This window comes from Psychrobacter cibarius, from assembly GCF_904845955.1.
GTDB classification, from domain to species: Bacteria; Pseudomonadota; Gammaproteobacteria; order Pseudomonadales; family Moraxellaceae; genus Psychrobacter; species Psychrobacter cibarius_B.
The window spans coordinates 38231-63429 of record NZ_CAJGYX010000009.1 but is presented as its reverse complement, the minus strand read 5'-3'; the positions used below and the strand labels follow the sequence as shown (position 1 = coordinate 63429).

Here is a 25199-nt window from a genome sequence, read left to right as displayed (position 1 = left end):
AAGTCATTGTTATCGTGCAATATTAAATTAGAGCTTAGGCTTGCCACTGCTTGTTATCTTGATGAAAGTACCACGTCATTATTATAGGTGCGAGCAGGCTTAGCCAAATACCATAAGTAATCGATAGCCCTTGCGCTACTATGGTATAGCTCAGCAAAATAATAACGGTGGCAAGAATAAGAGCGGTCATATTGTGACTTGATTTGCGGCACATCAAGGCTCGAAGTAAAGTTAGGGTCACTAAAAAGCCAAATAGCATCATCATCAATAATCCCATAGCATAAGGCTGGGTGACCGTACGATTTAGAGCCTCTGCCCAAGCATCGGTCACTAAATTAAGCGCGCTGCCTAATGCTGCAAGCGTAGCGAAAACAAAAAAGTGTCCATAGCCAAATAAGAATAAATCATAACGGCGACGCTCATTGTCCAAAATAGTACCAAACGGGATCGTAAAATAGAGCCACCATAAGGCGAAAACCAATGCTACAAGGCTTGAACCTAATAATATAATAGCGCTAGCAGCAGACTCGGAGTTGACTAAAAAGGTTCGAATGCTGTTACTGACCCCTAGCACGCCTTCGCCTAAAACAATAATGGTCAACAGACCATAACGTTCAGCCATGTGATGAGGATGCCAATTGATATTCTGTGCAGCACGCGCCCATATAGGCATCAGTAATTCAGCAGCTATAAATAAAAACAACGCAGGCGTTTGTATCGAAGCAGGTAGAAACAACCAAAGTATCCAAACACTTTGTAGCGTTAATAAGCCAATAATACTGCGACCAGCCACCCGTTTGTGACCTTCTACTTGGCGATAGACACGCCACCACTGGCTACAGCTGGCCAATCGCATGATCGCGTAACCAGTGACTCCTATCCATGTTAGCCCTTGTTCAAAAAACTGATTGATATTGGCGGCAATCATTAATGAGCCAAACATTTGTAGCAATACTGAGAGACGATAGTACCAATCATCAGGATCGTAGCCGGAAGCAAACCATGTGAAGCTCGTCCAAGCATTCCATAAAATAAAGAAGGCTATAATAAAGGTCAAAAACCCTAAAAAGTCATGCTCAAGCAAGCGCTGGTGAAGACCGCTTGCTGCTGCTGAAACAGCAATGACGTAGACTAAATCAAATAATAACTCAAGCGTTGTTGATGCCCGATATGGCTCATTGGGATCGCGGGCACTTATGTTATTGAGAGCAGGTATAGTGTTCATTTAAGCTTGTCCGTTAAGTGTTGAGCCGTAAATGCTTATCAAAAATTATCCCAGTACGGATTATCACCAAAACGCTCGGCAATAAAGTCAATCAAATAACGACAACGCTGCGATAAGAATCGATTTTTAGGATAGACCGCATAAGCGTTTAAAGTGGGTAATTGATATTGCTGCAGGATAGGCACAAGCTCACCGCTGATTAAGGCTTGATACGTAATAAAGGTCGGCAAAAAAGCAATACCATGACCTTTGACTGCCATCTCCCGCAAAAAGTCCCCATTATTGGCTTTTATTTTACCGTTTACGGCGACTTGATGCTTCTTACCTTGCTCATCTATCAATTCTATCGCGCTAGATTTGCTCATACCATATTGTAAAAACTCATGTTCTGACAGATCGTCAAAAGTCTTTGGCGTACCCATTCTCTCTAGATATTCAGGACTGGCACATAAGGTATAACGAATCAGTGCCAGACGTTTGGCTTGATAACTGGAATCTTGCAGCTCCCTAATCCGAATCGCTAATTCAAACCCTTCCTCAATCAAGTCAGTATGCCGATCAGAAAAATCCAGCTCAAACTTTAACTCAGGATGCTGATTGGCGTATTCATCGATGACATCGTTTAAATGCATCAAACCAAAGGACAATGGCGCAGTCATCTTTAATGTTCCTTCGATACGTGTCGGAGTACCACTCGTCTCTTCATTCAGCGCATCCACTTCACTGAGTATATGGTGCACCTTTTGATAATACTGCTCACCAGCTTGGGTTAAGTTTGATTGACGCGTGGTTCGGCTAATCAGTTGACTGCCCAAGCGCGTCTCTAACTCCTTTAAACGCCGGCTTACCGCAGATTTTGCGATGTTCAGTTGCTCGGCAGCCTTGGTAATACTGCCTGCTTCGACAACACGCACAAACATTGCCATATCTTCTAATTGTCCCATGTAAACCACCTCTTAATTGTTCTACAAATAAGAACTTACATTTGCAATTATCACGGTTTATCTATGCATAAGCAACGAATACAATAGCACCGTCTCATAATCAAATAAAAGCTTAAGAAACATTCTATTACCTATTACTGGAGAAAACCCATGGACAACCTGCAAGCGTTAAGCGCGCCAATTGGGCGCCTATTGTTATCAATGATCTTTATCTTTTCAGGCTTTACCAAAATTACCGGTTATGCCGCTACTCAAGGTTATATGGAAGCAATGGGTGTACCTGGGATGCTATTGCCTTTGGTTATTGCTGTTGAACTTTTCGGCGGCCTTGCTATTCTCTTTGGTTTTAAAGCGCGCTTAGTAGCGATTTTAATGGCTGGTTTTAGCGTTGTCTCAGCGCTGCTTTTTCATCGATTCTGGATAGATGAATCACAGATGAACCCTTTCATGAAAAACATTGCGATGGCGGGTGGTTTCTTGATGATATTTGCTCATGGAGCAGGTGCTTATTCAATTGATAACAGTAATCATCGCAGAATATAGTAGAGTAAATGGCTGAGAAAATATTGTCTTATCATCATAATCAAGGAGCCGCTATGAGCGCATCCATAAACATCGCCTTAATTATTGGCAGCTTGCGAAAAGAATCTATCAATCGTAAATTTGCAGAATATATGGTGTCGCAGATGCCTGAAAGCGTGTCTATAAAAGAAGTCTATATCGCAGACTTACCGCTTTATAATCAGGATTATGATGATACGACTATCGATAGCTATGAGCGTGTGCGTCAGCAGCTGAAAGGCGCTGATGCCGTATTAATTGTCACACCAGAGCATAACCGCACTATGCCTGCCGCCTTGAAAAATGTCGTAGATATCGCCTCACGTCCTTATAAAGAAAGCGTGTGGACCCATAAAAAAGTTGCGGTAGTGACGGCCTCGCCAGGCAGTTTTGGCGGTATCAATAGTGGCCTTGATGTCAGAAAAAGCATGCAAATGCTTTCGGCACAAATGATGATTGATCCTGAAATTCATTTAAGTCGTGCAACTGACAGCTTAAATGATGATGGCAGTGTTAGCCGGCGCACACAGAAATTCTTACAGCGCTTTGTGACTGATTTTGTGGATTTTGCAAGGAATACCAGTGCCTAAAGCTGTCGCTGATAACAATACTCTAGATCGTAAGACACCAAGCTTTTGGCAACGCTATCAAGCGCCTATACTATTAACGATAGTTGGTGGAGCGATTGATACCATTGGCTTTATTACTTTATTTGGCTTTTTTACCGCTCATGTCACGGGTAACTTAGTACTGGCTGGTAGCGGTTTGGTTAAAGGTGAAGATGGCTTATGGATCAAGCTGGCATCGGTGCCACTTTTTATAATAACGGTGGTTATTACCAAAATATACATTGATAAAAGTCGGAAGCAAACGTTAGTACTCAGTCATTTATTTTTGGCAGAAGCGCTATTTTTAAGCGCATTTATGATAGCAGGATTGTCCTTTCAACCTTTCACTGAAGCAGGCGATATAACCGTCGCCATCACTGGTGGTTTGGGCTTAACGGCACTTGCCATTCGTAATACGGCTAGTAAAATAGTCATCAAACATATGAGTCCAACGGTATTAATGACAGGTAATACGACCCAATTGGGTATTGGTCTGTCAGATTATATTGCCAACCGTAGCGCTGATAATGCCAAAAAGTTGGGGCATAGCGCGGCATTGGTTATCAGTTTTGTGATTGGCGCGCTACTCGGTGCGGTACTGTACGTCAATCTCAGTTATTGGGCAGTCGGTTTGTTTGTCATCCCTGTGCTGTACTTATCACTACTAGCGCGTAATTCAGAGTTCTTACAGCATATTAGCTAATAAAAGTTTTACCTACATTGAGTAATGTCATTAATCGTAAAAAGCCATGATGATTTATCATGGCTTTTTTGTTGAGCGTCACTGTAACTATTTTTAGCTTCTATTTTAAGCCTTTGCGCCATGAAACACCGAATTGGCTTGGTATTCTGGATGCTTATCAATATAGGATTTCACATAAGGACAGGTTGGTTTAACGCGTAAATTTCTAGAAGCGGCATTATCTAAGATGATTTTGACTAAATAACCAGCAATACCACGACCACTAAGCGACTCAGGCACGAATGTGTGCTTATACTCAATACCTTCTTCACCTGTGGATGTGGTAAAAAACTCATACTCTTCAAAAGAAACCTGATCGTCGATATGAATCTCAAAACGTTTTTGAGCTTTATTGTCGATAACTTCATTATTTAATGTATGTAGATTTGACATGGTTTCCCTCTCTTTATCATTAGTATTTTTTACACCTACTTATTGGTACTAACGGGTGACGCGAATGATGGCGTGACTACTATATTACGTTAATTCTAAGCACCTATTGTTCTATAAATAAGAATAGTTATTTGCAATAAGCACTGTTTATCTATATCTGCTCAACAATTATAATAGGACCATAGCTTAAACAAGCCAATTAAAAATAAAGGATAACTTATGAAAACGATTTATCATACAGCAGATTCTCGTGGCGATGCTAACCATGGCTGGCTCAAAAGCCGTCATACTTTTAGCTTTGCCAATTATCATAATCCAGAGCGTATGGGTTTTGGCGCACTACGAGTCATCAATGATGACTTTGTTATTGGTGGTCAAGGTTTCGGCAAGCACTCACACCGCGACATGGAAATTATCAGTATTCCCCTATCTGGCAAGCTTGGTCATGGCGATAATATCGGTAACGAAGGCATCATCGAAACGGGTGAGATTCAGGTCATGTCAGCGGGCACAGGTATTACTCATAGCGAGATGAATGGCGGTGCCAATGAACCTGTCAAGTTTTTACAAATTTGGGTGATTCCAAATAAAATGGGTGTGACGCCGCGCTATCAGCAAGTACATATGGATGAGCACATGAAAGCTAATGAGTTTAACCAAGTGCTCTCGCCAAATGCGGACGACGCTGGGGTTTGGATTCATCAAAACGCTTGGTTCCATATGGGTCATTTTGACAAAGGCGTGACTCAGACTTATGATTTAAAAGATGCCAATAACGGTGTTTATGTCTTGGTACTAGAGGGTAAAGTTACTATCAACGGTAACGTTCTTGATACTCGTGACGGCCTTGGTATCTCAGATACCAAAAGCTTCACGATGGATGCGACCGAGGACGCAAGAGTACTACTAATGGAAGTACCTATGTATTAATTGATACAAAAAATAGTAGTAATTCATAATCATGTATTCAATAATCTGTAACTATAAATCATAAGAGGTGGATGATGAGTATTCAAACCCTAGAGCCAAGGTTGGCTGATGTCGGCGGTATTCCGATTGCCCGTTTATTACCCAATAAAGGTAAACAGCCTATCGGTGCGTGGTGCTTTTTAGATCACGCTGGTCCTGCTGACTTTGGTGAAGATGAAACCGGTATGCAAGTCGGTCGTCATCCGCACACCAATCTGCAAACCTTTAGCTGGATGTTAAATGGCGAAGTACTGCATAAAGATAGCTTAGGTAACGAGCAAGTCATTACCAAAAACCAAGTCAATGTCATGACTGCAGGTACAGGTTTGAATCAAGGTATCAGTCATACGGAACAAAGCGTCTTTCCAGACACTGGTGGTTCGTCAGAGGCGGCGCGTGCTATCAGTATGGTACAACTCTGGATTGCACTACCGACGGATCAAGAGATTGAGCGCGGTTTTCATCATTATCCAGAGCTACCAACGTGGACGGAAAATAGTGTTGAGATGATTTTGACCACCGGTAGCTATACCAATGCTTCAGGTCAGCACTTTAAAGCGCCTACCATCCAATACTCCAAGCTGGTCGGTATCGACGTGTACTTCACCGAAGATGGTGAGGTGACGCTCACTTTAGAACCAAGCTTTGAATACGGTATATTGGTTTCAGAAGGTGAGATAGAGTCTGAAGGTAATATTTGTAAGCAAGATCAGTTATTTCGCTTCCACGATAGCGATGTTGCTAATAACAAAAGCATCAAGCTGGTCGCCAAAAAAGGTACCCGTGTGATGTTTATCGGCGGTGAGCCATTAAACAACCAAGTGCTACTGTGGTGGAACTTTGTTGCTGATAATAAGGAAGAGATCGAGCAATCCATCATCGACTGGAATAATGGTCATGAGCGTTTTGGTAATGTCGACTCTAATATGAAACGTTTGCCAGCACCTGAATTACCTCAAGGCTTTAAAGGTTAATTAGCATTTAGCTTTATAACTTAGTTCTTAATCACGTAAACTCATAAATAATCACTGGAGAAAATAATGTCAGACCTAAAAACATTACAGCAATTGGCAGAAAAACGTCGCTCTATCTATGCATTGAGTAATCAATTGCCAGTATCAAATGACGAAATCGTTAAGTTAGTTGAGCATGCGGTTTTGCATACGCCATCCGCTTTTAACTCACAATCGACGCGTATCGTAGTATTATTCGGTGAAGATCATAAAAAATTATGGGACATCACTGAAGAGACACTCAAGGTTATCGTCGGCGATGACGAGAAGTTCCAAGGTACTAAAGATAAAATCGCAGGCTTTAGAGCGGGTGCGGGTACAGTATTGTTCTTCGAGGACAAAGGCGTCGTGAGAAACATGCAAGAAGCAGCCCCTTTATATGCGGATAAATTCCCAATCTGGGCACATCAAACCAGCGCGATGCATCAGTATGTGATTTGGACGGCATTGGCAGGCATTGATGTCGGTGCCAACTTGCAGCATTATAATCCTGTCATCGATCAGAGAGTTGCTGATGCTTGGGACATCGCTGAAGATTGGGAATTGAATGCTCAAATGGTGTTCGGCGCTATTGAGCAGCCAGCAGGTGACAAAGCGTTTCAGCCAGTTGAAGAGCGTATGAAAGTATTCGGCGAATAATTTTTAGCGTTAAAGACCGTATAACCAATGAAACTGCTATGAAAATATCGTAGCGGTTTCATTGGTTTTTTTATAACTATAAACTGGGATAATATGATTTTATAGCAGACTATAACTAATGTAGTAAATCCTACTAGCCCAGTTGTTTAAGATATGCCTATAGAAGAATTCAAGATCAGCGAGCGCCTTAATCGGATGCTTCGGAATTTAAAAAGCGTCGGATTAAGGGTTATCTTGAATACTAGCGTTTATAGATATATTTAATAGCCAGTTACTGTCAGCAGTCATTAAAGTAGCTTTATTAGATGAGGTGCTAAGCGCTAATGGCTATGTTCATCATCATGCCCAGCTTTCACACCAAACCAAGTCACATGAGAGGGTGTGAAATTTAGTGTTATTTTTGACTCGATTTTACCATCATGAGGATCAATCTCGATAATTTTCTGGTTTGAGTCATCCATCATATAAACCATTTGCGTGTTTGGGTTAACAATAAATGAGGGAACCGCTTTGCCTTCGATGCCATTAGGGAAAATATTTAATACGGCGGTTTGCTTATAATTTTGTGCGACATCCAGTATGTATAACTTGCCAGTATCATCGAGTAGCATTAAATACTCTCCATGGGCATCAAAATCATAGCTGACAACACGGCGACTGCTGTCTGTTGTCCAGACAATAGGTGTCATGTTTTTACTGACAGGATCAACACGGTAAGGCTGACCGCAAGCGCTGCCAATGGCATAATTATGATGGTGGTTAGTGATGAATGAGCCAATTCGAGCAGGACTACCGCTTGTACCATCACATTGAATATTGGTTAGGCTGCTGGGATAGGTAATTTTTTCGGCGCTGAAAATGTCTCCGGTTTGTTTGACGCTTAAAACGCCATCGCTACAAGCAAAGACACTGTAATCTGTGACGCTGCCACTGCCATGCAACCCCATGCATTTTGTCTCAAAGGTTTGGCTTATATGATAGTGATCACCATGCTGTTCAAATACAGAGAGCGTATCAGCCAGTGAGCTACCAGTTGTCTGATAACGCTGCGAGGCAATCACATAATTGCCTCTAGGTTCCGCTGTACCGTGCATGCTGGTATTAAGCTTTTGATAAGGCAGTGTACCGTCAGCTATACCGGTATCTGTTACAAGTACAAATCCAGCTTCTTGTACAGGGTTTTCTATAGGATTGCCTGTCGCACCTAAGCCGTCAAAAAACAGCCCTGCTTGCTCTCCAAACGTTTGAAAATGTACTGGGCGAGTATAGTTGAGCTGTAATGGCATTTTTGCCGCATCACGAGCATATGGGTGATCATGATCGCCATGGTTTTCAATATCAAGCCCACTATGATAAAAATTGACCGCGTTGTTAGTACGATCCATGATGACGGCGTAATGACCATCTGGACTACTTTGTGCGGCATCGGCTTGACCGGTTAATGGTAAGGTTTGTATCACTTTATCTTGAGCAAGGCTATAAATGTAAGCTTGATTGCCATCTTTTGCAGTGATGAATAAACGACCTTGTTCCATTTCAGTGCTGACAGCAGATTCATCATCATGGTCATGATCGTCTCCATGGTCGTGGTCGTGTTCTGAATCTATGATTGGTGTTTTCCTATCATCTGATGACCCGCAGCCGCTAAGTGCTGAAACGGCGATTAAAGAAGAGAAAGCGAGCGCGATGGCACGGCTCAAAGGATTTATTTGATTCATAAAGGACTCCAGTCATAAGTTATGAGGCTTATGACAATTGATTACGGATTGCTAGTTACTGGTGACTAATGAAAAGAGAGTAAGCTGTCAGAAGTTATAGGTGATACCTGCGTTTAACGAGCGTTCTGGCATTGGCACTTGTTCAGCCAAATAAGAGGCATGATTATAGGCAAGCTCGTTTAGAATATTTTCGACTTGAAAAAAAGCGGTGTAATCATGAGCGCTCGAACTGTGATAGACAAGCTTGGCATCAACCATGTTGTAGCTCGGCGTATTGGTTTCAAAATCAGCAATGTGATCTTGCTCAAAACGATGATATCCAGACAGCACCAAGTCAAACTGACCAAATTGAGAGGTAATATCACCACCAATACGGGGCGCTACCAATCTTGGTGCGTATTTCCGTGTAAGGCTTCTATCATCTAGCGTGATGAGTGCAATGTCGGCAAAGCTGCCAATACTAATATTATCATTGAGATAATAGCGTGATTGAATTTCACCACCATAATGCTTGGCATCGCTTTGGACATAATCCACTAAACGGAAACCAGCAGACTCTCCTTCAGTAGCAATGTCTTGAGTTTTTGCATAAATATAATTTGCGCTGTCGTTATAAAAGACAGAAATACTACTATCAAAACGATTGCCATTGTCGTAACGCAAAGTGAATTCCACGCCATCAGTAGATTCTTCTTCTAATTGCCCATTACCACGCTCCCAAGTATTGGTTGCAAGATGAGCGCCATTAGAGAATAACTCTTGTGGAGAAGGCAGTCTTTCAGAATGACTGATTCTGGCTGACAACTGCGTATTAGGCGTAAGATATTTGCCACCTTCTAAACTGACAGATGTTCCGGCATGTGTTTTTTCGATGTTATTGTCGTTATCTATTAGATTTTGAAAATCTTGACGACCGCCAAACTCAATATACCAAGGACTTTTGCCTTGTTTTCTTAAAATACTAGACGTATCGAGGGGAGCGTCGTTCGTCGTCTCACCATGATTATGACCAGCATGGGCATCACTTGCAGATAATGGTTGTCCTGCAAATTTATCAGCATTCTGTATTTTTGTGCCAAAATAATCAGGCGTGAGTCGTTCAATGAAGAATAAACCGACTTGTGTACGATCGGTTTGCGGCAAATAACCTTCTAGCCCAACAGCAGAAAACCGGCTGTTTGTGTAATCTAGACCGACCACACCTTTCATAAAGCCTAGATTGCCTGTTTTATACGTGCTATGCGTGGCTTGCGTTTTAGCGCTAATGGCTTTGTTTTCAAAAGTTGTGCCCACCGCACCTTCATCTATTTCATCGTGACGATAATCGGTATAGCTGAGTTTCGTATTGATGCTATCGACGCCTATCATGGGTAATTTTCGCTCTGCATGGAGCTGATAGACGTTTGACGTCATATCGACATAGGGCGCTTCACCATGATCGTGGTCATGTTCGTGATCCGCCTCACAGCTCAGTTGGTGAGTCAGTGCGCTATCAGGTGAGCATTCATTATGCACATGAAAGGGCAAGCCATATTCTGAGGATAGGCGCTGATATGATGCACCGATATAGCCCATATCAGTCACATAAGACAAGCCAATGCTACCATTGTCTTGCGTGTACCAACTGTTGGCAATCTCATCGGTATCCAAATGTGGTACTTGGATATTGCCTTTATCCGTCTTTTGGTAATACCCACTCCATAACCAGTTTTCACCGATACTGCCATTGAGTTCTACATAACCCAAATAACCATCTGTGGCTTGTTGACCAATCAATGCCACTTTTCCGCTGATGTTGTTTTTAGGCTTTTCTTTAGGGATAGTGTCATTGACGATATTGACCACACCGCCTATAGCACCGCCGCCATACATCAACGCTGACGTGCCTTTGATTACTTCAACTTGTTTGGCACCTAGTACAGGTACCGCCACTTGATGGTCTGGTGATATTTGTGACGCATCTTGTACGTTCAAACCATTTTGCATGACTTGGACACGCGGTGCGCTTTGCCCTCGAATAATGGGTCGGCTTGCACCTTGTCCAAAACTATCAGTAGACACGCCCACTTCATTTGCTAGTGCATCACCAAGCGTACTGCTTGTCTGAGTAGTGAGCACATCGCCAGTAACAATACTGGTTGCGGTTGCCATTTCATTCGCTTGTGGCAATAAAGGGTTAGACGTCACCACTATGGTGTCTAGAGTCACCGAAGGGTGGGTCGTATCAGGAGAGTTTAGGTGAAAAGATGGGGATGTCATAGGTTTGATATCTACGATCGTATCCTTCGCATTTACTGACAAACTTGCCATACCTAAAGCTGTCGTTACTGAGAATACAGTCGTTACCCGGCGAATACTAAAATTAACTGAAGACACAGGAGTATAATCAGGTTCTCTTAATCTGTTGATGTGAAAAATTGTAGACATGAGATTACCAAAATAAGAAGTTATATAGGGATAAATAACGATAAAAGTAAATATCTTCGTTATGTTATAATATAACATAACGATATACAAACCTTATATTTCAGTAAGGTGTTCATATTAGCTACGCTTACACAAGGTAACTTCAATATTTGACTTTCTTTGTGAGTGATAAATGTCACAGTCATTCAATGAATGTGTTGGTACTGAGATAATAATGAGTATGTCGAAAGTTAGAAAAATGAATGTGTTAAGAGCTATGGTTCAGGAGAATATCAATCATAAAAAGCCTTATAGATCTCTGGTCAATGAATTGATACGTCTGAAATATAGAGCACTTTGTAAGCCAGTCTTTGAAGAAATAAGAAATGGAAACGGTAGGCAATAAATCAACAATAGATCGTCTGGACTAATGACAGTTTGCAGGACTTCAGCACCAGAGTTTAGGATTTCATATGGCTGAAAGTGTTATATTTTGGAAGTTTAAAACCAACTTTGAGTGATAACTTGAATAAAAAATAGCTAGTTTAGCTTTAACGGCAGTTGCGAAGAACAAACATCGTATGAAGGGGCAGGCTTTAGAGTAGGTTTGTCTTTATTTACTAACGCTACTCTATACGTTTGGCACAATTGAATAGAGAGAACGTAGGCAGGTGATACTAGTAATCTAGGTTTTTTGGATAAGCGCAGTGTATTTGTTAAGCAGTTCAATATTATTTGATTGACCTAATCACCTAGTAAAATCGGCTCTATTGCTTATTTATGCAAGGTGTTACCTTTAATAGCGCCAGTGGCTGCTAGATTCATTAGACGTCGAAACCTCGGACACTCCAAGTGGCTAGGCGCTGTGTAAGTTGCAGCATGTTGCAGCCCATCACGGATAGCGACTAATTTTTGAATCGTTTCATCCAGTTCAGAGGCTTTGTTCAGCAACAAATCTCGATCAACATCTAGGGTTTTTCCAGACCCTAATATCCCAGCAATCTCTTCCAGTGAAAACCCTGAAACACGTCCTAAAGCAATTCAGGCCAGGCGCTCTAATATATCTTCGCTGAAAATTCGGCGGATACAGTGCCGACCAACAGAGCGAATTAGGCATTTTTTCTCATAAAATCGTAACGTTGAAGCAGGAACACCAGACTGTTTAGCAATCTGCGAAATATCCATAATGCCCGCTTGACTTAAAATTGTATGTAATCATCACATTGATACTGGAACCAGTAAGAGAGTCATCATGGATAACGTCGTTTTTATAATATTAATCGGTATTGGCGCTACCGCTGTGATGGACTTATGATCATTACTCAGGAAGTATTTATTTAATATTCCACCGAGCAACTGGGGAATAGTGGGGCGTTGGATTGCTTACATGGGTCAAGGGCAATTCCGTCATGACGCTACTGCAAAATATAATACTATTCATGGTGATCTTTTTATTGGTTGGACAGCTCATATTTTACAGACAAAAAAAGCCCCAATCGTGAGATTGGGGCTTTCTAAATATTTGGTAGGCATAAGCAGACTCGAACTGCTGACCTCTACCATGTCAAGGTAGCGCTCTAACCAACTGAGCTATACGCCTATTTAGGTTGAGTATTCTATCAAGTTTTTGAGATTTTACAAGCTTTATTTCTAATAATTTTTTTTATTAGCATAATAATGATTATCACACTTTATATTAAGTGACTTTTAATATTTTTTTATGTAGTTATATTAAATAGTGATTGAAATTGGTTTATTTTTTATTGTCAGTAGAACCACAAACCCTAATAGCTAGGTGATATATAACTGGTATCATCATTCTCAAAATAAAGTGAGGATTGTGATAATAGTTTCACAGTACTCATAGTTCACAAAAATTATATCAAAATAGAATGTAGAGGAGAGTGATATGGGGCTGTTGGTTGATGGTCAATGGCAAGACAAATGGTATGACACGGAGGCGAGCGGTGGACGCTTTGAGCGAGAAGATGCCGGCTTTAGAAATTGGGTCACGGTCGATGGCAGCGCAGGCTCGTCAGGTGTTGGCGGTTTTAAAGCCGAAGCTGATCGCTATCATTTATATATCTCGCTTGCATGTCCTTGGGCACATCGTACCATTATTTACCGTCAGCTAAAGGGTTTGCAAAACCTGATTTCGCTGTCAGTGGTGCATCCATTTATGGGCGATAAGGGCTGGACGTTTGCAGAGGGCGAGGGCGTGATTGCTGATCCTATTTTAAATGCTAATTACTTATATGAGATTTATACGGCGGCAAAGCCTGACTATACAGGACGGGTGACGGTGCCAGTATTATGGGACAAAAAAACCAATACCATCGTCAGTAATGAGTCCTCTGAGATCATTCGTATGTTTAACTCAGCTTTTGATGAGGTTGGGGCACTAGCAGGTAATTTTTTACCAGCAGATTACATAGCGGAAATCGATGAGATCAATGCATTTGTTTATGATGCGATTAATAATGGGGTTTATAAATCGGGTTTTGCCACCAAACAATCCGTCTATGAAGAAGCAGTGACGGAGCTATTCGATTCATTAGAGACGCTAGAGGCACGTTTGACAGACCAGCGTTATTTGCTAGGCAATACGATTACTGAGACGGATTGGCGCTTATTTACTACGCTGGTGCGTTTTGATGCGGTATATGTCGGACACTTTAAATGTAATATTCGCCGTATTGTTGATTATCCCAATCTTTGGGGTTATTTACGTGATTTATATCAAGTGCGGGGTATTGCAGAGACGGTAAGCATCGATCATATCAAGCAGCATTATTATACTAGCCATGCCAATATCAATCCCACGCGTATCATTCCTGTTGGTCCAGTGCTTGATTTTAATGAGCCACACGAGCGTACACGTTTATAAGTTCTATTGAGGTATTAAAATAAGACCAATAAAAAATCGCGCCAGCTGCTTGATCACAGTTGGCGCGATAAATTGACGGTATAAATAAAAAGCTGCTTAATTTATATTACGCATTATTCAATTGACGAGCGGCTTCTAGCGCAAAATACGTCAAAATTCCATCAGCGCCCGCACGGCGGAAACCAATCAACGATTCTAAAATCACCGCGTCGGTTAGCCAGCCGTTTTGAATCGCAGCCATATGCATCGCATATTCACCAGACACTTGATAAGCAAAGGTCGGTACGCCAAAGGTATTTTTAACTTCACGAATAAGGTCTAGATACGGCTGACCCGGCTTAATCATGACCATGTCTGCACCCTCGGCTATGTCCATCGCCACTTCGTGCAACGCTTCGGCACGATTGCCGAAATCCATCTGGTACTGTTTCTTGTGTCCGCCTTTTAGGTTGCCAGCACTGCCGACGGCATCACGGAACGGGCCATAGTATGCAGAAGCATATTTGGCAGAGTAAGCCATGATAGCGGTATTCACAAAGCCTTCGGCTTCAAAGGCGTCACGCATGGCTTTGATACGGCCATCCATCATATCACTAGGCGAGATGATATCAGCGCCAGCGCGGGCATGTACCAATGCTTGCTTGACCAATACTTCGACCGTTTCATCATTAATCACATAGCCTGAATCATCCAGCAGTCCATCTTGACCGTGTGAGGTATAAGGATCTAACGCCACATCGGTCATTACCACCATTTCAGGCACAGCATCTTTGATCGCTTTTACGGTACGAGCAGTAAGGGCATTTTCATCATAAGCTGATTTACCGTCGGGTGTTTTTAAGGAATTATCAATAACAGGGAAGATGTCGATGGTAGTGACGCCCTCGCTTAATAATTCTTTGGCATAGTTGATCAGTAGGTCAATCGATAAGCGTTCAACGCCTGGCATACTAGCGATTGCTTCGCGCTTATTTTTGCCTTCTAAGACGAAGACAGGGGCGATAAAGTGCTTAGGATGCAGCTCAACTTCACGAATCATCGCGCGTACGTTATCGTTGTAGCGTAGTCGACGTAGACGCGTTTCAGGGAATTGACGGTTAAAGGTATAAGTCATGATTTGTCCTCATTTGATTTTAGTCATTGTTATTTATCAGCTTGATTAAATAAGCTGTTTTGAAGCATATTTTTTTATAGAACGGACATTAATAAGTGGATAAAAGTATGTGTAAGCTAATTTGTCTACTATAACTAAAAGCGCCTTACAAAAGCAAAAAGCCCTACCAAGTCGGTAGGGCTTTTGTACTTATCGACTATCAATGTGAAGGAATTCACCTCACACTATTTATGAGTGTTTAAGGCTCAACGATCTGCGTGACCGGTACTTGCTCAACGCTGGTTTCGTTATACGTCGTCTGTTTGGTAACCACTCCTACGGCAGCGTCTTTTTTGCCATCATTATTGACGTCAACGACAGCGGTTGGCTCAAAGGTGGCCGTTTCCGATGGTTGCGCTTGTTTAATGGCGTTTGCTTCTTGTGCAGAAGCAACTCGCGCTGAGCTAGCCGCATCGATAGCATTTGCCGCTTTTGCTTTATTGCTATTGGCAGGTAGATTCACTAGTTGCACTAAGTTTTTATGTGGTACAGGAATCGCCGTTGGTACATCCAGATTGGCACCGCCACCCAGCACTTGGTATAGCTCGACTTGGCTCACAATTTTTTGTAGCTCTAAATCCAAAATACCTTGTTGCGTTGAGAACAATGAACGCTGTGCATCTAGCACATCTAGATAGTTGGCGATACCTGCTTTAAAGCGTGCATCTGCTATCTGGAATGTTTGTTCAAAGTTATCTTGTAGACGGTATTGTGCTTCGAGCTGCTCACCCAGCGTGGCTCGTGTCGCGAGTACGTCTGACACTTCACGGAATGCGGTTTGGATAGATTTCTCGTAGCCTGCGAGCGTTTGTTCACGCTCAATTTTAGCCACATCGTAATTGGCATCTAGGCGACCAGCGTCAAAGATAGGCACGCTAATGCTTGGACCAAACGACCAACCGACAGCGCCGCTTTTGAATAAGTCATCTAAACTGCCGCTACTAACCCCAATGCTACTGGCTAAGCTGATAGATGGGAAATAAGACGCGCGTGCCACTTCGATATTGGCACCAGCGGCTTTTAGGTTGTATTCTGCTTGCAGTACATCTGGGCGATAACGTAGCAACTCACTTGGTAAGCCTGCACTAAATATCTGCTGGCTAGTGATGTTGCTGACAGCTGGTGTTGGAATTAGATTGGTTGGAATCGGTCCACCTACCAAGAACTGCAAGGCGTTACGTGACTTTAAAATGCTGCTTTGTGCCCGTAGGACAGCAAGTTTGGCATTTTCTAATGACGCACTGGCTTGCAAAGATGGCAGCTTCGGATCAATGCCTGCTTCAAAGCGTTTATCAGCGATAAACAAGGACTTTTCACGACTCTCAACCGTGGCTTCTGCCAGCTTTAACTGCGCTAAGCTATAGCTTAAGTTGGCATAGCTCTGAGCGATGTTACTAATCAAGCTAATTTGGGTCGAATCTTTGGCCGCTGTAGTGGCTAAGAAATTCTGTAGCGCTTGATCTTTTAAGCTAGCAATTTTACCCCAAAAGTCCAACTCGTAATTAGCTAAGCCTAGGTTGACGTTATAGCTACTGTTGGGGTTTTTGTCGGTTCTATTTTGTGCTTGACGCGTATATCCACCATTACCATTAATCGCTGGTAGATCATTAAGATCGGTAATTTGATACTGTGCACGTGCTTTCTCGATTGCTAAACGAGCACTCTCAAAATCTTTGTTGTTCTCTAACCCTAAAGCAATTAAGCCCTTTAAACGCTCATCGCTATAAAAATTCTGCCAGCGTTGACCCGCAATACTTGCTTGATCAGCGCTACTAACCGTTTCTTTATCGAATGCCCCATAGGTTTGTTCGATAGGGATATTTGGCTCAGCAAGCACAGGGCGCATATCTGCTTTTGGAATCGTGTTACAAGCAGCCATGCTCATCGCTAAAACGGTCAAGCCGATTAGGCGACCAGCATTTCTGCGCATATGTGAGCCCGCTGGTTGCGCAGTGATAGCAATATTTGCTACCGCTGCTGAGTTGGTGTTATATGTTTTCTGAACACTCATTGTGTATTGTCTCCAAAGCTTGCAGGCTGATAATTCTCAGAAGGCGTTGGGTCTTGTGGATCAGGCGTACCATGACCATCATCTTTATCATTTGGTTTATTATTCTCGTATTTGTACGGGAACATACTACGTACCCAAATATAAAACATGGGAATAAAGAAGATACCTAACAATGTCGCGGTCACGACGCCACCTAGTACACTGGTACCGATGGCATTTTGACTGCCTGAACCAGGACCTGTGGCGATAAATAATGGCACAACACCCAGTCCAAAGGCAAGCGAGGTCATGATAATCGGGCGCAAACGTTGACGCGCTGCTGTCATAACGGCTTCTCTCAGACTATAGCCTTCCTCTTGGTGCTCTTTTGCAAACTCAATAATTAAGATAGCATTTTTAGCGGATAGACCAACGACTGTGAGTAGACCTACCTGCAAATAAATATCGTTATTAAAGCCACGTAGCCAAGTAAAGAGGACTGCACCTAATACCCCAAGTGGAATGACCAATAGCACAGAGAAGGGGATAGACCAGCTTTCATACAAGGCTGCTAGACATAAGAACACCACCAAGATTGAAAGCGCGTATAGCATCGGCGCTTGTGCACCTGACTTTTGCTCTTCAAGTGACATACCCGTCCACTCATAGCCCACACCTTCAGGCAGATTCTCCATCATTGCTTCCATCGAACTCATCGCTTCACCCGTACTTAGACCAGGTGCAGCACTACCTTGAATATTCATCGATGGTAAGCTGTTATAACGGGTCAGACGCGGTGAGCCAGATTGCCATTCGCTGCTAGAGAACGCATCAAATGAAATCATTTCACCTACATCGTTGCGTACATACCATTTAGCAATATCTTCAGGATTGGTACGGCTGCTTGGTTCACCTTGAACAAAGACGCGTTTAATACGCCCGCGATCGACGAAGTCATTAATATAACTTGAGCCCCAAGCGGTAGAAATAACGCTATTAATACTAGCAAGTGACAAGCCATAAGCAGCGGCCTGCTCTTGATTAATATTCACTTTTAACTGCGGTGCATCTTCTTGACCATTTGGACGAACGCCTGCGACTTTGTCGTTTTGCGCAGCCATGCCAAGCAGCATATTACGTGCTTCGAGTAGACCCTCATGACCAAGGTTACCGGTGTCTTGAATCATTAAGTCAAAACCACTGGCGTTACCAAGTTCGGTAATGGCTGGCGGTACAATCGCAAATACTTGGGCTTCATTTAATTGGGTAAAGAAGTAACCCATGGCGCGATCAGCGACAGCCTGTGCAGTGTTTTCTTCACCGGGACGATCAGCCCAATCCGATAAACGTACAAAGGCCAGTCCCATATTCTGCCCTTGTCCTGCAAAACTAAAACCTGCGATCGTAAAGACTGAAGCGATATTATCGCCTTCTTGGGTACTGTAATAATCACTGACTTTATCGAGCACTTCTTGCGTTTCATCAAGCGTCGCGCCAGCAGGTAACTGAACCAAGGTAAACATAATACCTTGATCTTCTTCTGGTAAGAACGAGCCGGGAATACGTAAGAATACCACTGCCATAATACCGATAATGGCAGCATAAAGAATTAAGTATAGCCACTTCAAGCGGAAACTTTTGCCAACTAAATTCTCGTAACTACGACTGACTTTATAAAACGAGCGGTTAAACCAACCAAAGAAGCCTTTTTGCTCTTCTGTATTACCTTTATCATGGCTCTTGCTACGCTTGAGTAAGGTCACACAAAGGGCAGGGGTAAAGATAAGCGCTACTAAGGCCGATAGCACCATACTGGTAATCAAGGTGATAGAGAACTGACGATAAATCACACCTGTTGAGCCACCGAAGAATGCCATCGGTACGAATACGGCAGATAGAATCAGCGCAATACCGATAACGATTTTACTAATCTCGCCCATCGATTGTACGGTAGCATCCTTGATGGAAATATCAGGATCTTCCTCCAAGATACGCTCGACGTTTTCGACGACGACGATCGCATCATCGACCAACAGACCGATGGATAGCACCATTGCAAACATGGTCAAGACGTTAATACTAAAACCAGCGATGTAAAGTACAGCGAAGGTGCCAAGTAGTACCACAGGTACGGCAAGAGTAGGAATGATAGTCGCACGCCAGTTCTGTAAGAAAACGAACATGACGATAAATACGAGAACAATTGCCTCAAGCAGTGTCATAACTACTTGTTCGATAGACAAGCGCACAAATGGTGTGGTGTCATAAGGGATAACGGATGTTAGACCTGCTGGGAAGTTTGCTTCCAGCTCTGCCATACGAGCCCCAACAGCTTCACGAGTTTCCAGTGCGTTTGCACCACCCGCCAATGAAATACCGAGACCAGCTGCTTCTTTACCATTGTATAGCGACACTACGCCGTAGTCTGCACTACCAATCTCAACCTCTGCCACATCACCTAAACGCACTTTTGCGCCAGCAGTATCGGTTTTTAATAGAATGTTTTTAAATTCATCAGGCGTTTGTAGGTAGCTTTGAACCGTGACAGTCGCATTGATAACCTGTTGATTGGTATCAGCAGGTGCTTGACCTAGCTGACCGGCAGATACTTGGGCGTTTTGTGCACGTACTGCCTCAACCACATCCGCTGGCACCATGTTATAGCTACGTAAGCGCGCCGGATCTAACCAAATGCGCATGGCATAAGCAGAACCAAAAACTTGTACTTCACCAACACCTTCCACACGGCTTAACTGATCAACAACGTTTGAGTTGACATAATCGGCGATATCCGCACGATCCATACTGCCATCTTCAGAGATAAAACCTTGCACCATTAAAAAGCTGCTAGAGGATTTATTAACGTTGACGCCTTGACGCTGTACCGACTCGGGTAGTGAGCTCATGGCGGCTTGGAGTTTGTTCTGTACCTGTACCTGTGCAGTATCAGAATCTGTACCATTTTCGAAAGTGAGCGTAATGGATGCAGCACCATTCGAGGAGCTTGATGACGACATATACATCAGACCATCAAGACCCTTCATGCGTTGCTCAATAATCTGAACGACTGAATCTTCAACCGTCTGAGCATTAGCACCAGGATAGCTTGCGCTGACTGAAATCGTCGGTGGTGCAATACGTGGATACTGCTCAATCGGTAAGTTAATGACCGATATCACCCCGATGAGCATGACTAAAATAGCCATAACCCATGCAAAAATAGGGCGATTAATAAAAAAACGTGACATAGTATATTCCTAGTCTTCCTATCTTTGAATGGAATTAGTTAGCGGTAGACTCTGCTGGTTTCTGAGCAGTGGCATCTTTGCTAGCTGGCTTATCCATCGCTTTAGCAGCTTGCGGCGGCGTCTGGGCATTAGGGGCACCTTCTTTAGCTGGTGCTGGGTTTGGATTCTCTAATGGCTTAACGACCACCTCTTGTTCAGGCTTAACTTTTGAGCCGCCGATAACAACTATCTTGTCCCCTGCTTGTAAGCCGTCAGTGACAACCCACTGGCCTTTATAAGTGCCATTAATAGTGACAGGACGTACTTGGATTTTATTATTTTCATCAACGATGTAAACTTGCGTCTCACTTTTCGGTGTACGCATCACGGCGCTTTGCGGTACCAATGCAGCATTGGTAATCACGCTCTGTGTCAAACGCGCCGTCACATACATACCAGGCAGCAAGATATTATTGCTGTTGGGGAAAATAGCACGCAAGGTCACAGCGCCTGTTGACTCGTCAACCTTTGCTTCAGATAAAGCAAGCTTGCCGCGTGCTGGGTAGACTGAGCCATCTTCTAATACCAACTCAACCGAGTTCATACCCGGCTGTGCTTTGCCTTCAGCGATTTGCTGACGCAGTTTTAATAGCTCAGAGGATGATTGACTGATATCAACATAGATAGGATCTAAGCGTGAGATAGTCACCAGCGGATCAGCTTGACCTGCGCTGACCAAAGTACCAGCGGTGACACTAGAGCGGTCAGTACGACCTGACAGAGGGGCACGTACGATGGTACGGTTAAGATCTAGGTTACTAGCATCTAAACCCGCTTGAGCAGTTTGAATGCCTGCTTTTGCACTTTCGATGCCTGCTTGTGTCTGTCCAACAGCGGCGGCCGCACTTTGTACCGCTGCTTGTGCAGTACGTACTTGTGTTTGTGCTTGCTCATACTGCTGCTTTGAGATGGCGTCGATGCTAACCAAGCCTTGTAAGCGCTGTAAATCATTTTGCGCTTGTGCCAATGATGCCTGACGGCTGGCTAGCTCGGCTTTTGCATTGGCATTATTTGCTTGTGCTGTCTGGTAATTTGCCTGTGCTTGTTGCACTGCTGCTTGACCACTGGTGACAGAAGAAGCGTAGTTATCAGTATTGATACGATAAAGTGGCTGGCCTTTTTTGACGTTGCCGCCTTCACGGAACAATACTTCGTCAATAACGCCATTAACTTGTGGGCGGACGTCGGCAGTCTGATAAGCCGTGGTACGTCCAGAAAAAGTCTGCACTTGGGGTACAGTATCGAGCGTGACAGTCTGGACGTTAACAACCGCAGGCGGCATCTGCTGCTGTGCGGCATCTGCGCCAGCGGCGTCCTCGTTTTTGTCACAGCCAATCAGTACAGCTCCAGATAGTACAGATGCTATTACAAGCGCAAGAGTAGAGTGCTTCATCAATGTCCTCGGCAATAGGTATAAAATAAGTAATGACAGTATAAAAAGTTTATCAATAAATCTAAGCGTATTGAATATAAAAATGGGTGTTGATTCTAATGATCTTTACTTTTTCGGCTAAATTTATTCTTAATAATATGAATTTAGCCAAACATCACTATTAGAACCTCTAATAGCGATATAAGTATCAAGTATCGGTGTAAGAATCTTAAGCATCAAAGCTGTAGCCAAACCACAACCTTGATTAGTAAAGTTAACGAGTAATTATAAACTATCGGGATAACCCCACAGTCAAGTAGTTGAGCGCAGGATTTATGGTTAGAAATCGTAATATCAGCTTTTGTGAATGCATGAAATGCTGTCATGGCAAGCGCCATCTTCATTAACAGCTAATGTACAGTCATACAACGGTCAATGAGAAATAATTGTAAACTTTTGTGAAAATGGCATAACCATATAGATTGTAAGGTCTTTAATGAATGATAAATAAGGTTTGCCAACAAAACACAAACTTTAGCAACTATTAACTGTGACCATTAACACAATTACTCATTAATGGTCTTTACCAACAGCTAATGGCTGCTAGCCGCAAATATTAATAGCTGTTATGACAATACTGACTACAGCAAGCGCGCGCTAGCCAATTCAGTCAATTGATATAAGCCTGTGCGATAACGATTGTCAGGTAGCGTACTCAATGCTTGTTGTGCCAGCTTAGTTTCTTCCCAAGCCCGCTGCTTACAGTAATCTAATGATCCTGAGCGGCGCACTAACTCAATAAGTTGCTCAGCGTTCGGTGTCTTTCCAGTTTGTACGGCGACACGCAACTGCTCATAGCCTTTGATGTCGCTGTTTTTTAGCAGCTCAAGCGCTTTGATGGTCGGCAGGGTTGGCTTACCTTCAGCAAGGTCGTCTCCTAAATTTTTTCCCATTACCTCACTATCACCACTATAGTCGAGCACATCATCGATAATTTGAAAAGCATTGCCAAAGTGCTGACCAAAATCGCCTAAAGCCTGCATATGCTCTATTCTGTCTTGTAAAATTGCAGCGCCTTGAGTCGCCATCATAAACAGCCGCGAGGTTTTACCGTCAATAATGCGCAAGTAATCCTCTTCTGTCGCGGCAGGGTTGTGCTGATGCTGGAGCTGCAATACTTCGCCTTCAGCGATATCACAGGTGCCATCTGAGAATACTTGCAACAGTGGCAGGCTTTGGAAGCCAACTAATAAATTAAAGGCACGAGCAATCAGATAGTCACCGACCAGTACCGCGGTGGCATTATCCCATGTGGCATTAGCGGTCGGCTTACCACGGCGCTGTCCTGACTCATCAATCACATCGTCATGAACCAAGGTCGCTGTATGCAGCATTTCAGTAATAGCGGCTAGATGCATGGCTTTTTCTGAGGGCTTGTCCTCAAACATGCGTGCACATAACAAGGTAATCAGCGGGCGCATGCGCTTACCACCAGCATTAATTACATGCTGTGAGACGCTCATTACCAGCTGAACTTTGGAATTAAGACTACCAAATACTTGCTTGTCCATAATCTCAAAATCATCCGCCACGATACTTTGAATATCAGCATAATTAGGCGTTGATTGAGTCATTGAATCTGTTTTATGTGAAGGGATGCTGGTCATAATAAATAGTCATATTAATAAGAATAAAGAGAATTTTTTATAGCCTTAGTTTTATAGATAGGTAAGGCATTATTTTCTATAATAGCATAGCTATGCCTTTAGATTGTGGGTTAAAACGTGCCTAAAACATCGCGCCTATCTTTTATATAAGATTTGCTATATATAGAAATTGACATAAAAACTGTAAAAACTGGCTGAAATTTCACTAGAATCAATGGTCATTTATCGGCGACATTTAAGGTCATTTAAGAGATGTATAAAAGGCTGTAAGTCGCTGATTATATAAGTTATAATAGCCGCTGTTATTATATAGTGTTTTTTTGTTGGAGTAGCATCTTAGATGCGCTCCTAATCAGCAGTAGATATAATAAAAAGTGAGGTGGTTATTCGTGTAACTGCCTTACAAAAACCAGTTAAACAAGTGAGATAGACGGCTTGCTTTTATGAGCAAAAAGCCGTAAAATCTTGCCTTTAATTTTTCCCTGTCGTGTTCGTCGTAAAAGCGTTGGTATAACATCAGCCACGGCACACGGGTTAAACGGAGTCATACAATGTACGCAGTAATCAAAACTGGTGGTAAACAGCACCGTGTAGTTGTCGATGAGTTGCTTAAAGTTGAACTACTAAAAGCGGAAACTGGCGCAACAATTAAATTCGAAGATGTATTGATGATTGTTGACGGCGAAACTGTCAAAATCGGTCAGCCTATCGTTGAAGGTGCTAGCGTTGAAGTTGAAGTGGTTGAACATGGTCGCGGCGAAAAAATCCGTATCGTTAAGCACAACCGTCGTAAGCATTATCACAAAGAGCAAGGTCACCGCCAATGGTATACCTTGTTAAAAATCAAAGCTATTAATGCCTAATTATCCACTTAGCAATTACTGCTAAATAGTGCACTAAACGCTTAAGAGTTATCGCATCAGCGATAAGTCAAATTAACAAGGAGATTTTCCCATGGCACATAAGAAAGCTGCCGGTTCAAGCCGTAATGGTCGTGATTCAAACCCAAAAATGCTAGGCGTTAAAATCTTTGGTGGCCAAGCTATCACAGCTGGTAACATCATCGTTCGTCAACGTGGTACAGAATTCCACGCAGGCGAAGGCGTTGGCATGGGTCGTGACCATACTTTATTTGCACTGAATGACGGTGTGGTAAAGTTTGCGACCAAAGGTAAGTTCAACCGTCGTTATGTAATGGTTGAAAGCGCATAATTGCCCATCTAGGTTGTTTTAGTCAAAGACTAAAATAATCCGATGACTAAAAAGCCTCTATTACCGTTTGGTAGTAGGGGCTTTTTTTTAGTTATTTTCGTAGGGGTTAAGGATGCTAAATTGGCTTTATGCTGCTAAACAATATTAGTAAATAACGTTAGGAAATAATGAATAGTCAAAAAAATCACCATCCATGCGGTTTATTATTGTGTAGCCGCTTATGATCACAAAAATGGTCAAAAGAGTAGTTACAAGCGTGTATGGCAGCGGTAGTAAAGATTGCAAATCATGACTAGGCGTGTAATAAAAAAACTGGCACACTGTTGTCATTGTTTATGAGCACCCGTTTTATGGCTGCTAGATAAATATTTATGGAAAACAAAAATTTTAATAAGATGTCTTATTTTAAAGCG

The 25199-nt window shown here is 42.7% G+C and carries 21 protein-coding genes, 1 tRNA gene and 1 pseudogene; 10 read left to right on the top strand and 13 right to left on the bottom strand.

From position 1 onward, the window contains the following. Positions 1-34 precede the first annotated feature (34 nt). Both JMV76_RS13735 and JMV76_RS13730 read right to left on the bottom strand, forming a co-directional pair. Entirely contained in the window at positions 35-1225 is a 1191-nt protein-coding gene (locus JMV76_RS13735; protein WP_201503064.1) for a low temperature requirement protein A, read from the bottom strand. 38 nt (positions 1226-1263) lie between these two features. Beyond that, positions 1264-2169: a LysR family transcriptional regulator gene (locus JMV76_RS13730; protein ID WP_201503063.1), complete on the bottom strand. Its 906-nt coding sequence runs from the start codon at positions 2167-2169 to the stop codon at positions 1264-1266. A gap of 150 nt (positions 2170-2319) precedes the next feature. On the opposite strand from JMV76_RS13730, the gene JMV76_RS13725 reads away from it, so the two are divergent. The 3 genes from JMV76_RS13725 to JMV76_RS13715 are packed head-to-tail and all read left to right on the top strand — an operon-like array spanning position 2320 to position 4041. Further along, a complete protein-coding gene (locus JMV76_RS13725; protein WP_201503062.1) occupies positions 2320-2712 on the top strand; it encodes a DoxX family protein in 393 nt (130 codons plus the stop codon). A 53-nt stretch (positions 2713-2765) separates the two neighbouring features. Then, complete coding sequence (locus JMV76_RS13720; RefSeq protein ID WP_201503061.1) at positions 2766-3320, top strand: NADPH-dependent FMN reductase; 555 nt, start codon at positions 2766-2768, stop codon at positions 3318-3320. Further along, on the top strand, positions 3313-4041 hold the full coding sequence (locus JMV76_RS13715; protein ID WP_201503060.1) for a YoaK family protein: 729 nt from the start codon (positions 3313-3315) through the stop codon (positions 4039-4041). Before JMV76_RS13720 ends, JMV76_RS13715 begins: the two co-directional genes overlap by 8 nt. 105 nt (positions 4042-4146) lie before the next feature. Here the strand turns inward: JMV76_RS13715 and JMV76_RS13710 are convergent, their stop codons facing one another. Beyond that, positions 4147-4473 (bottom strand): GNAT family N-acetyltransferase, encoded by a 327-nt coding sequence (locus JMV76_RS13710; RefSeq protein WP_201503059.1) that lies wholly within the window; start codon positions 4471-4473, stop codon positions 4147-4149. Positions 4474-4692: 219 nt separating this feature from the next. Here JMV76_RS13710 and JMV76_RS13705 point away from each other — a divergent pair, with 219 nt between their 5' ends. The 3 genes from JMV76_RS13705 to JMV76_RS13695 all read left to right on the top strand — a co-directional run bounded on the left by JMV76_RS13705 (position 4693) and on the right by JMV76_RS13695 (position 7094). Further along, positions 4693-5403: a pirin family protein gene (locus tag JMV76_RS13705; protein WP_201503058.1), complete on the top strand. Its 711-nt coding sequence runs from the start codon at positions 4693-4695 to the stop codon at positions 5401-5403. Positions 5404-5477: 74 nt separating this feature from the next. Next, the gene (locus JMV76_RS13700; RefSeq protein WP_201503057.1) at positions 5478-6416 is read left to right on the top strand and encodes a pirin family protein; all 939 of its coding nucleotides are present in this window, start codon (positions 5478-5480) and stop codon (positions 6414-6416) included. A 66-nt stretch (positions 6417-6482) separates the two neighbouring features. Next, positions 6483-7094 carry a nitroreductase family protein gene (locus JMV76_RS13695; protein WP_201503056.1) on the top strand — a complete coding sequence of 204 codons (612 nt, stop codon included), beginning with the start codon at positions 6483-6485 and terminating at the stop codon, positions 7092-7094. A 320-nt stretch (positions 7095-7414) separates the two neighbouring features. Here the strand turns inward: JMV76_RS13695 and JMV76_RS13690 are convergent, their stop codons facing one another. The 4 genes from JMV76_RS13690 to JMV76_RS15270 all read right to left on the bottom strand — a co-directional run bounded on the left by JMV76_RS13690 (position 7415) and on the right by JMV76_RS15270 (position 12403). Continuing rightward, complete coding sequence (locus JMV76_RS13690) at positions 7415-8812, bottom strand: hypothetical protein (RefSeq protein ID WP_201503055.1); 1398 nt, start codon at positions 8810-8812, stop codon at positions 7415-7417. Positions 8813-8899: 87 nt separating this feature from the next. Beyond that, the gene (locus JMV76_RS13685) at positions 8900-11071 is read right to left on the bottom strand and encodes a TonB-dependent receptor (RefSeq protein WP_227690414.1); all 2172 of its coding nucleotides are present in this window, start codon (positions 11069-11071) and stop codon (positions 8900-8902) included. A 921-nt stretch (positions 11072-11992) separates the two neighbouring features. Beyond that, positions 11993-12259 carry a MerR family DNA-binding protein gene (locus tag JMV76_RS15275; protein WP_374190067.1) on the bottom strand — a complete coding sequence of 89 codons (267 nt, stop codon included), beginning with the start codon at positions 12257-12259 and terminating at the stop codon, positions 11993-11995. Further along, a complete protein-coding gene (locus JMV76_RS15270) occupies positions 12260-12403 on the bottom strand; it encodes a MerR family DNA-binding transcriptional regulator (RefSeq protein WP_374190065.1) in 144 nt (47 codons plus the stop codon). Positions 12404-12548: 145 nt separating this feature from the next. On the opposite strand from JMV76_RS15270, the pseudogene JMV76_RS15265 reads away from it, so the two are divergent. After that, positions 12549-12791 (top strand): annotated as a pseudogene (locus JMV76_RS15265) (DUF2938 family protein); the annotation flags it as partial. Here the strand turns inward: JMV76_RS15265 and JMV76_RS13670 are convergent. Beyond that, positions 12742-12818 (bottom strand) — tRNA-Val (locus tag JMV76_RS13670). The pseudogene JMV76_RS15265 and the gene JMV76_RS13670 sit on opposite strands and share 50 nt — an antisense overlap. A 309-nt stretch (positions 12819-13127) precedes the next feature. Between JMV76_RS13670 and JMV76_RS13665 the strand changes: the two genes are divergently transcribed. Beyond that, positions 13128-14105: a glutathione S-transferase family protein gene (locus JMV76_RS13665; protein ID WP_201503053.1), complete on the top strand. Its 978-nt coding sequence runs from the start codon at positions 13128-13130 to the stop codon at positions 14103-14105. A 106-nt stretch (positions 14106-14211) separates the two neighbouring features. On the opposite strand, the gene hemB is transcribed toward JMV76_RS13665, so the two are convergent. The 5 genes from hemB to JMV76_RS13640 all read right to left on the bottom strand — a co-directional run bounded on the left by hemB (position 14212) and on the right by JMV76_RS13640 (position 23574). Beyond that, entirely contained in the window at positions 14212-15219 is a 1008-nt protein-coding gene (gene hemB / locus JMV76_RS13660) for a porphobilinogen synthase (RefSeq protein WP_109589282.1), read from the bottom strand. Between the two features lie 238 nt (positions 15220-15457). Further along, positions 15458-17269, bottom strand: coding sequence for an efflux transporter outer membrane subunit (locus JMV76_RS13655; protein ID WP_201503052.1), 1812 nt, complete (start codon positions 17267-17269; stop codon positions 15458-15460). Continuing rightward, the gene (locus tag JMV76_RS13650; protein WP_201503051.1) at positions 17266-20496 is read right to left on the bottom strand and encodes an efflux RND transporter permease subunit; all 3231 of its coding nucleotides are present in this window, start codon (positions 20494-20496) and stop codon (positions 17266-17268) included. Before JMV76_RS13650 ends, JMV76_RS13655 begins: the two co-directional genes overlap by 4 nt. 34 nt (positions 20497-20530) lie before the next feature. Further along, positions 20531-21928 carry an efflux RND transporter periplasmic adaptor subunit gene (locus JMV76_RS13645; RefSeq protein ID WP_060491544.1) on the bottom strand — a complete coding sequence of 466 codons (1398 nt, stop codon included), beginning with the start codon at positions 21926-21928 and terminating at the stop codon, positions 20531-20533. A gap of 620 nt (positions 21929-22548) precedes the next feature. Next, entirely contained in the window at positions 22549-23574 is a 1026-nt protein-coding gene (locus tag JMV76_RS13640) for a polyprenyl synthetase family protein (RefSeq protein WP_227690412.1), read from the bottom strand. 551 nt (positions 23575-24125) lie between these two features. Here JMV76_RS13640 and rplU point away from each other — a divergent pair. Both rplU and rpmA read left to right on the top strand, forming a co-directional pair. Next, the gene (rplU, locus tag JMV76_RS13635; protein WP_010199185.1) at positions 24126-24437 is read left to right on the top strand and encodes a 50S ribosomal protein L21; all 312 of its coding nucleotides are present in this window, start codon (positions 24126-24128) and stop codon (positions 24435-24437) included. Between the two features lie 91 nt (positions 24438-24528). Then, the gene (gene rpmA / locus JMV76_RS13630) at positions 24529-24786 is read left to right on the top strand and encodes a 50S ribosomal protein L27 (protein ID WP_055123782.1); all 258 of its coding nucleotides are present in this window, start codon (positions 24529-24531) and stop codon (positions 24784-24786) included. The last annotated feature ends 413 nt before the right edge of the window (positions 24787-25199 follow it).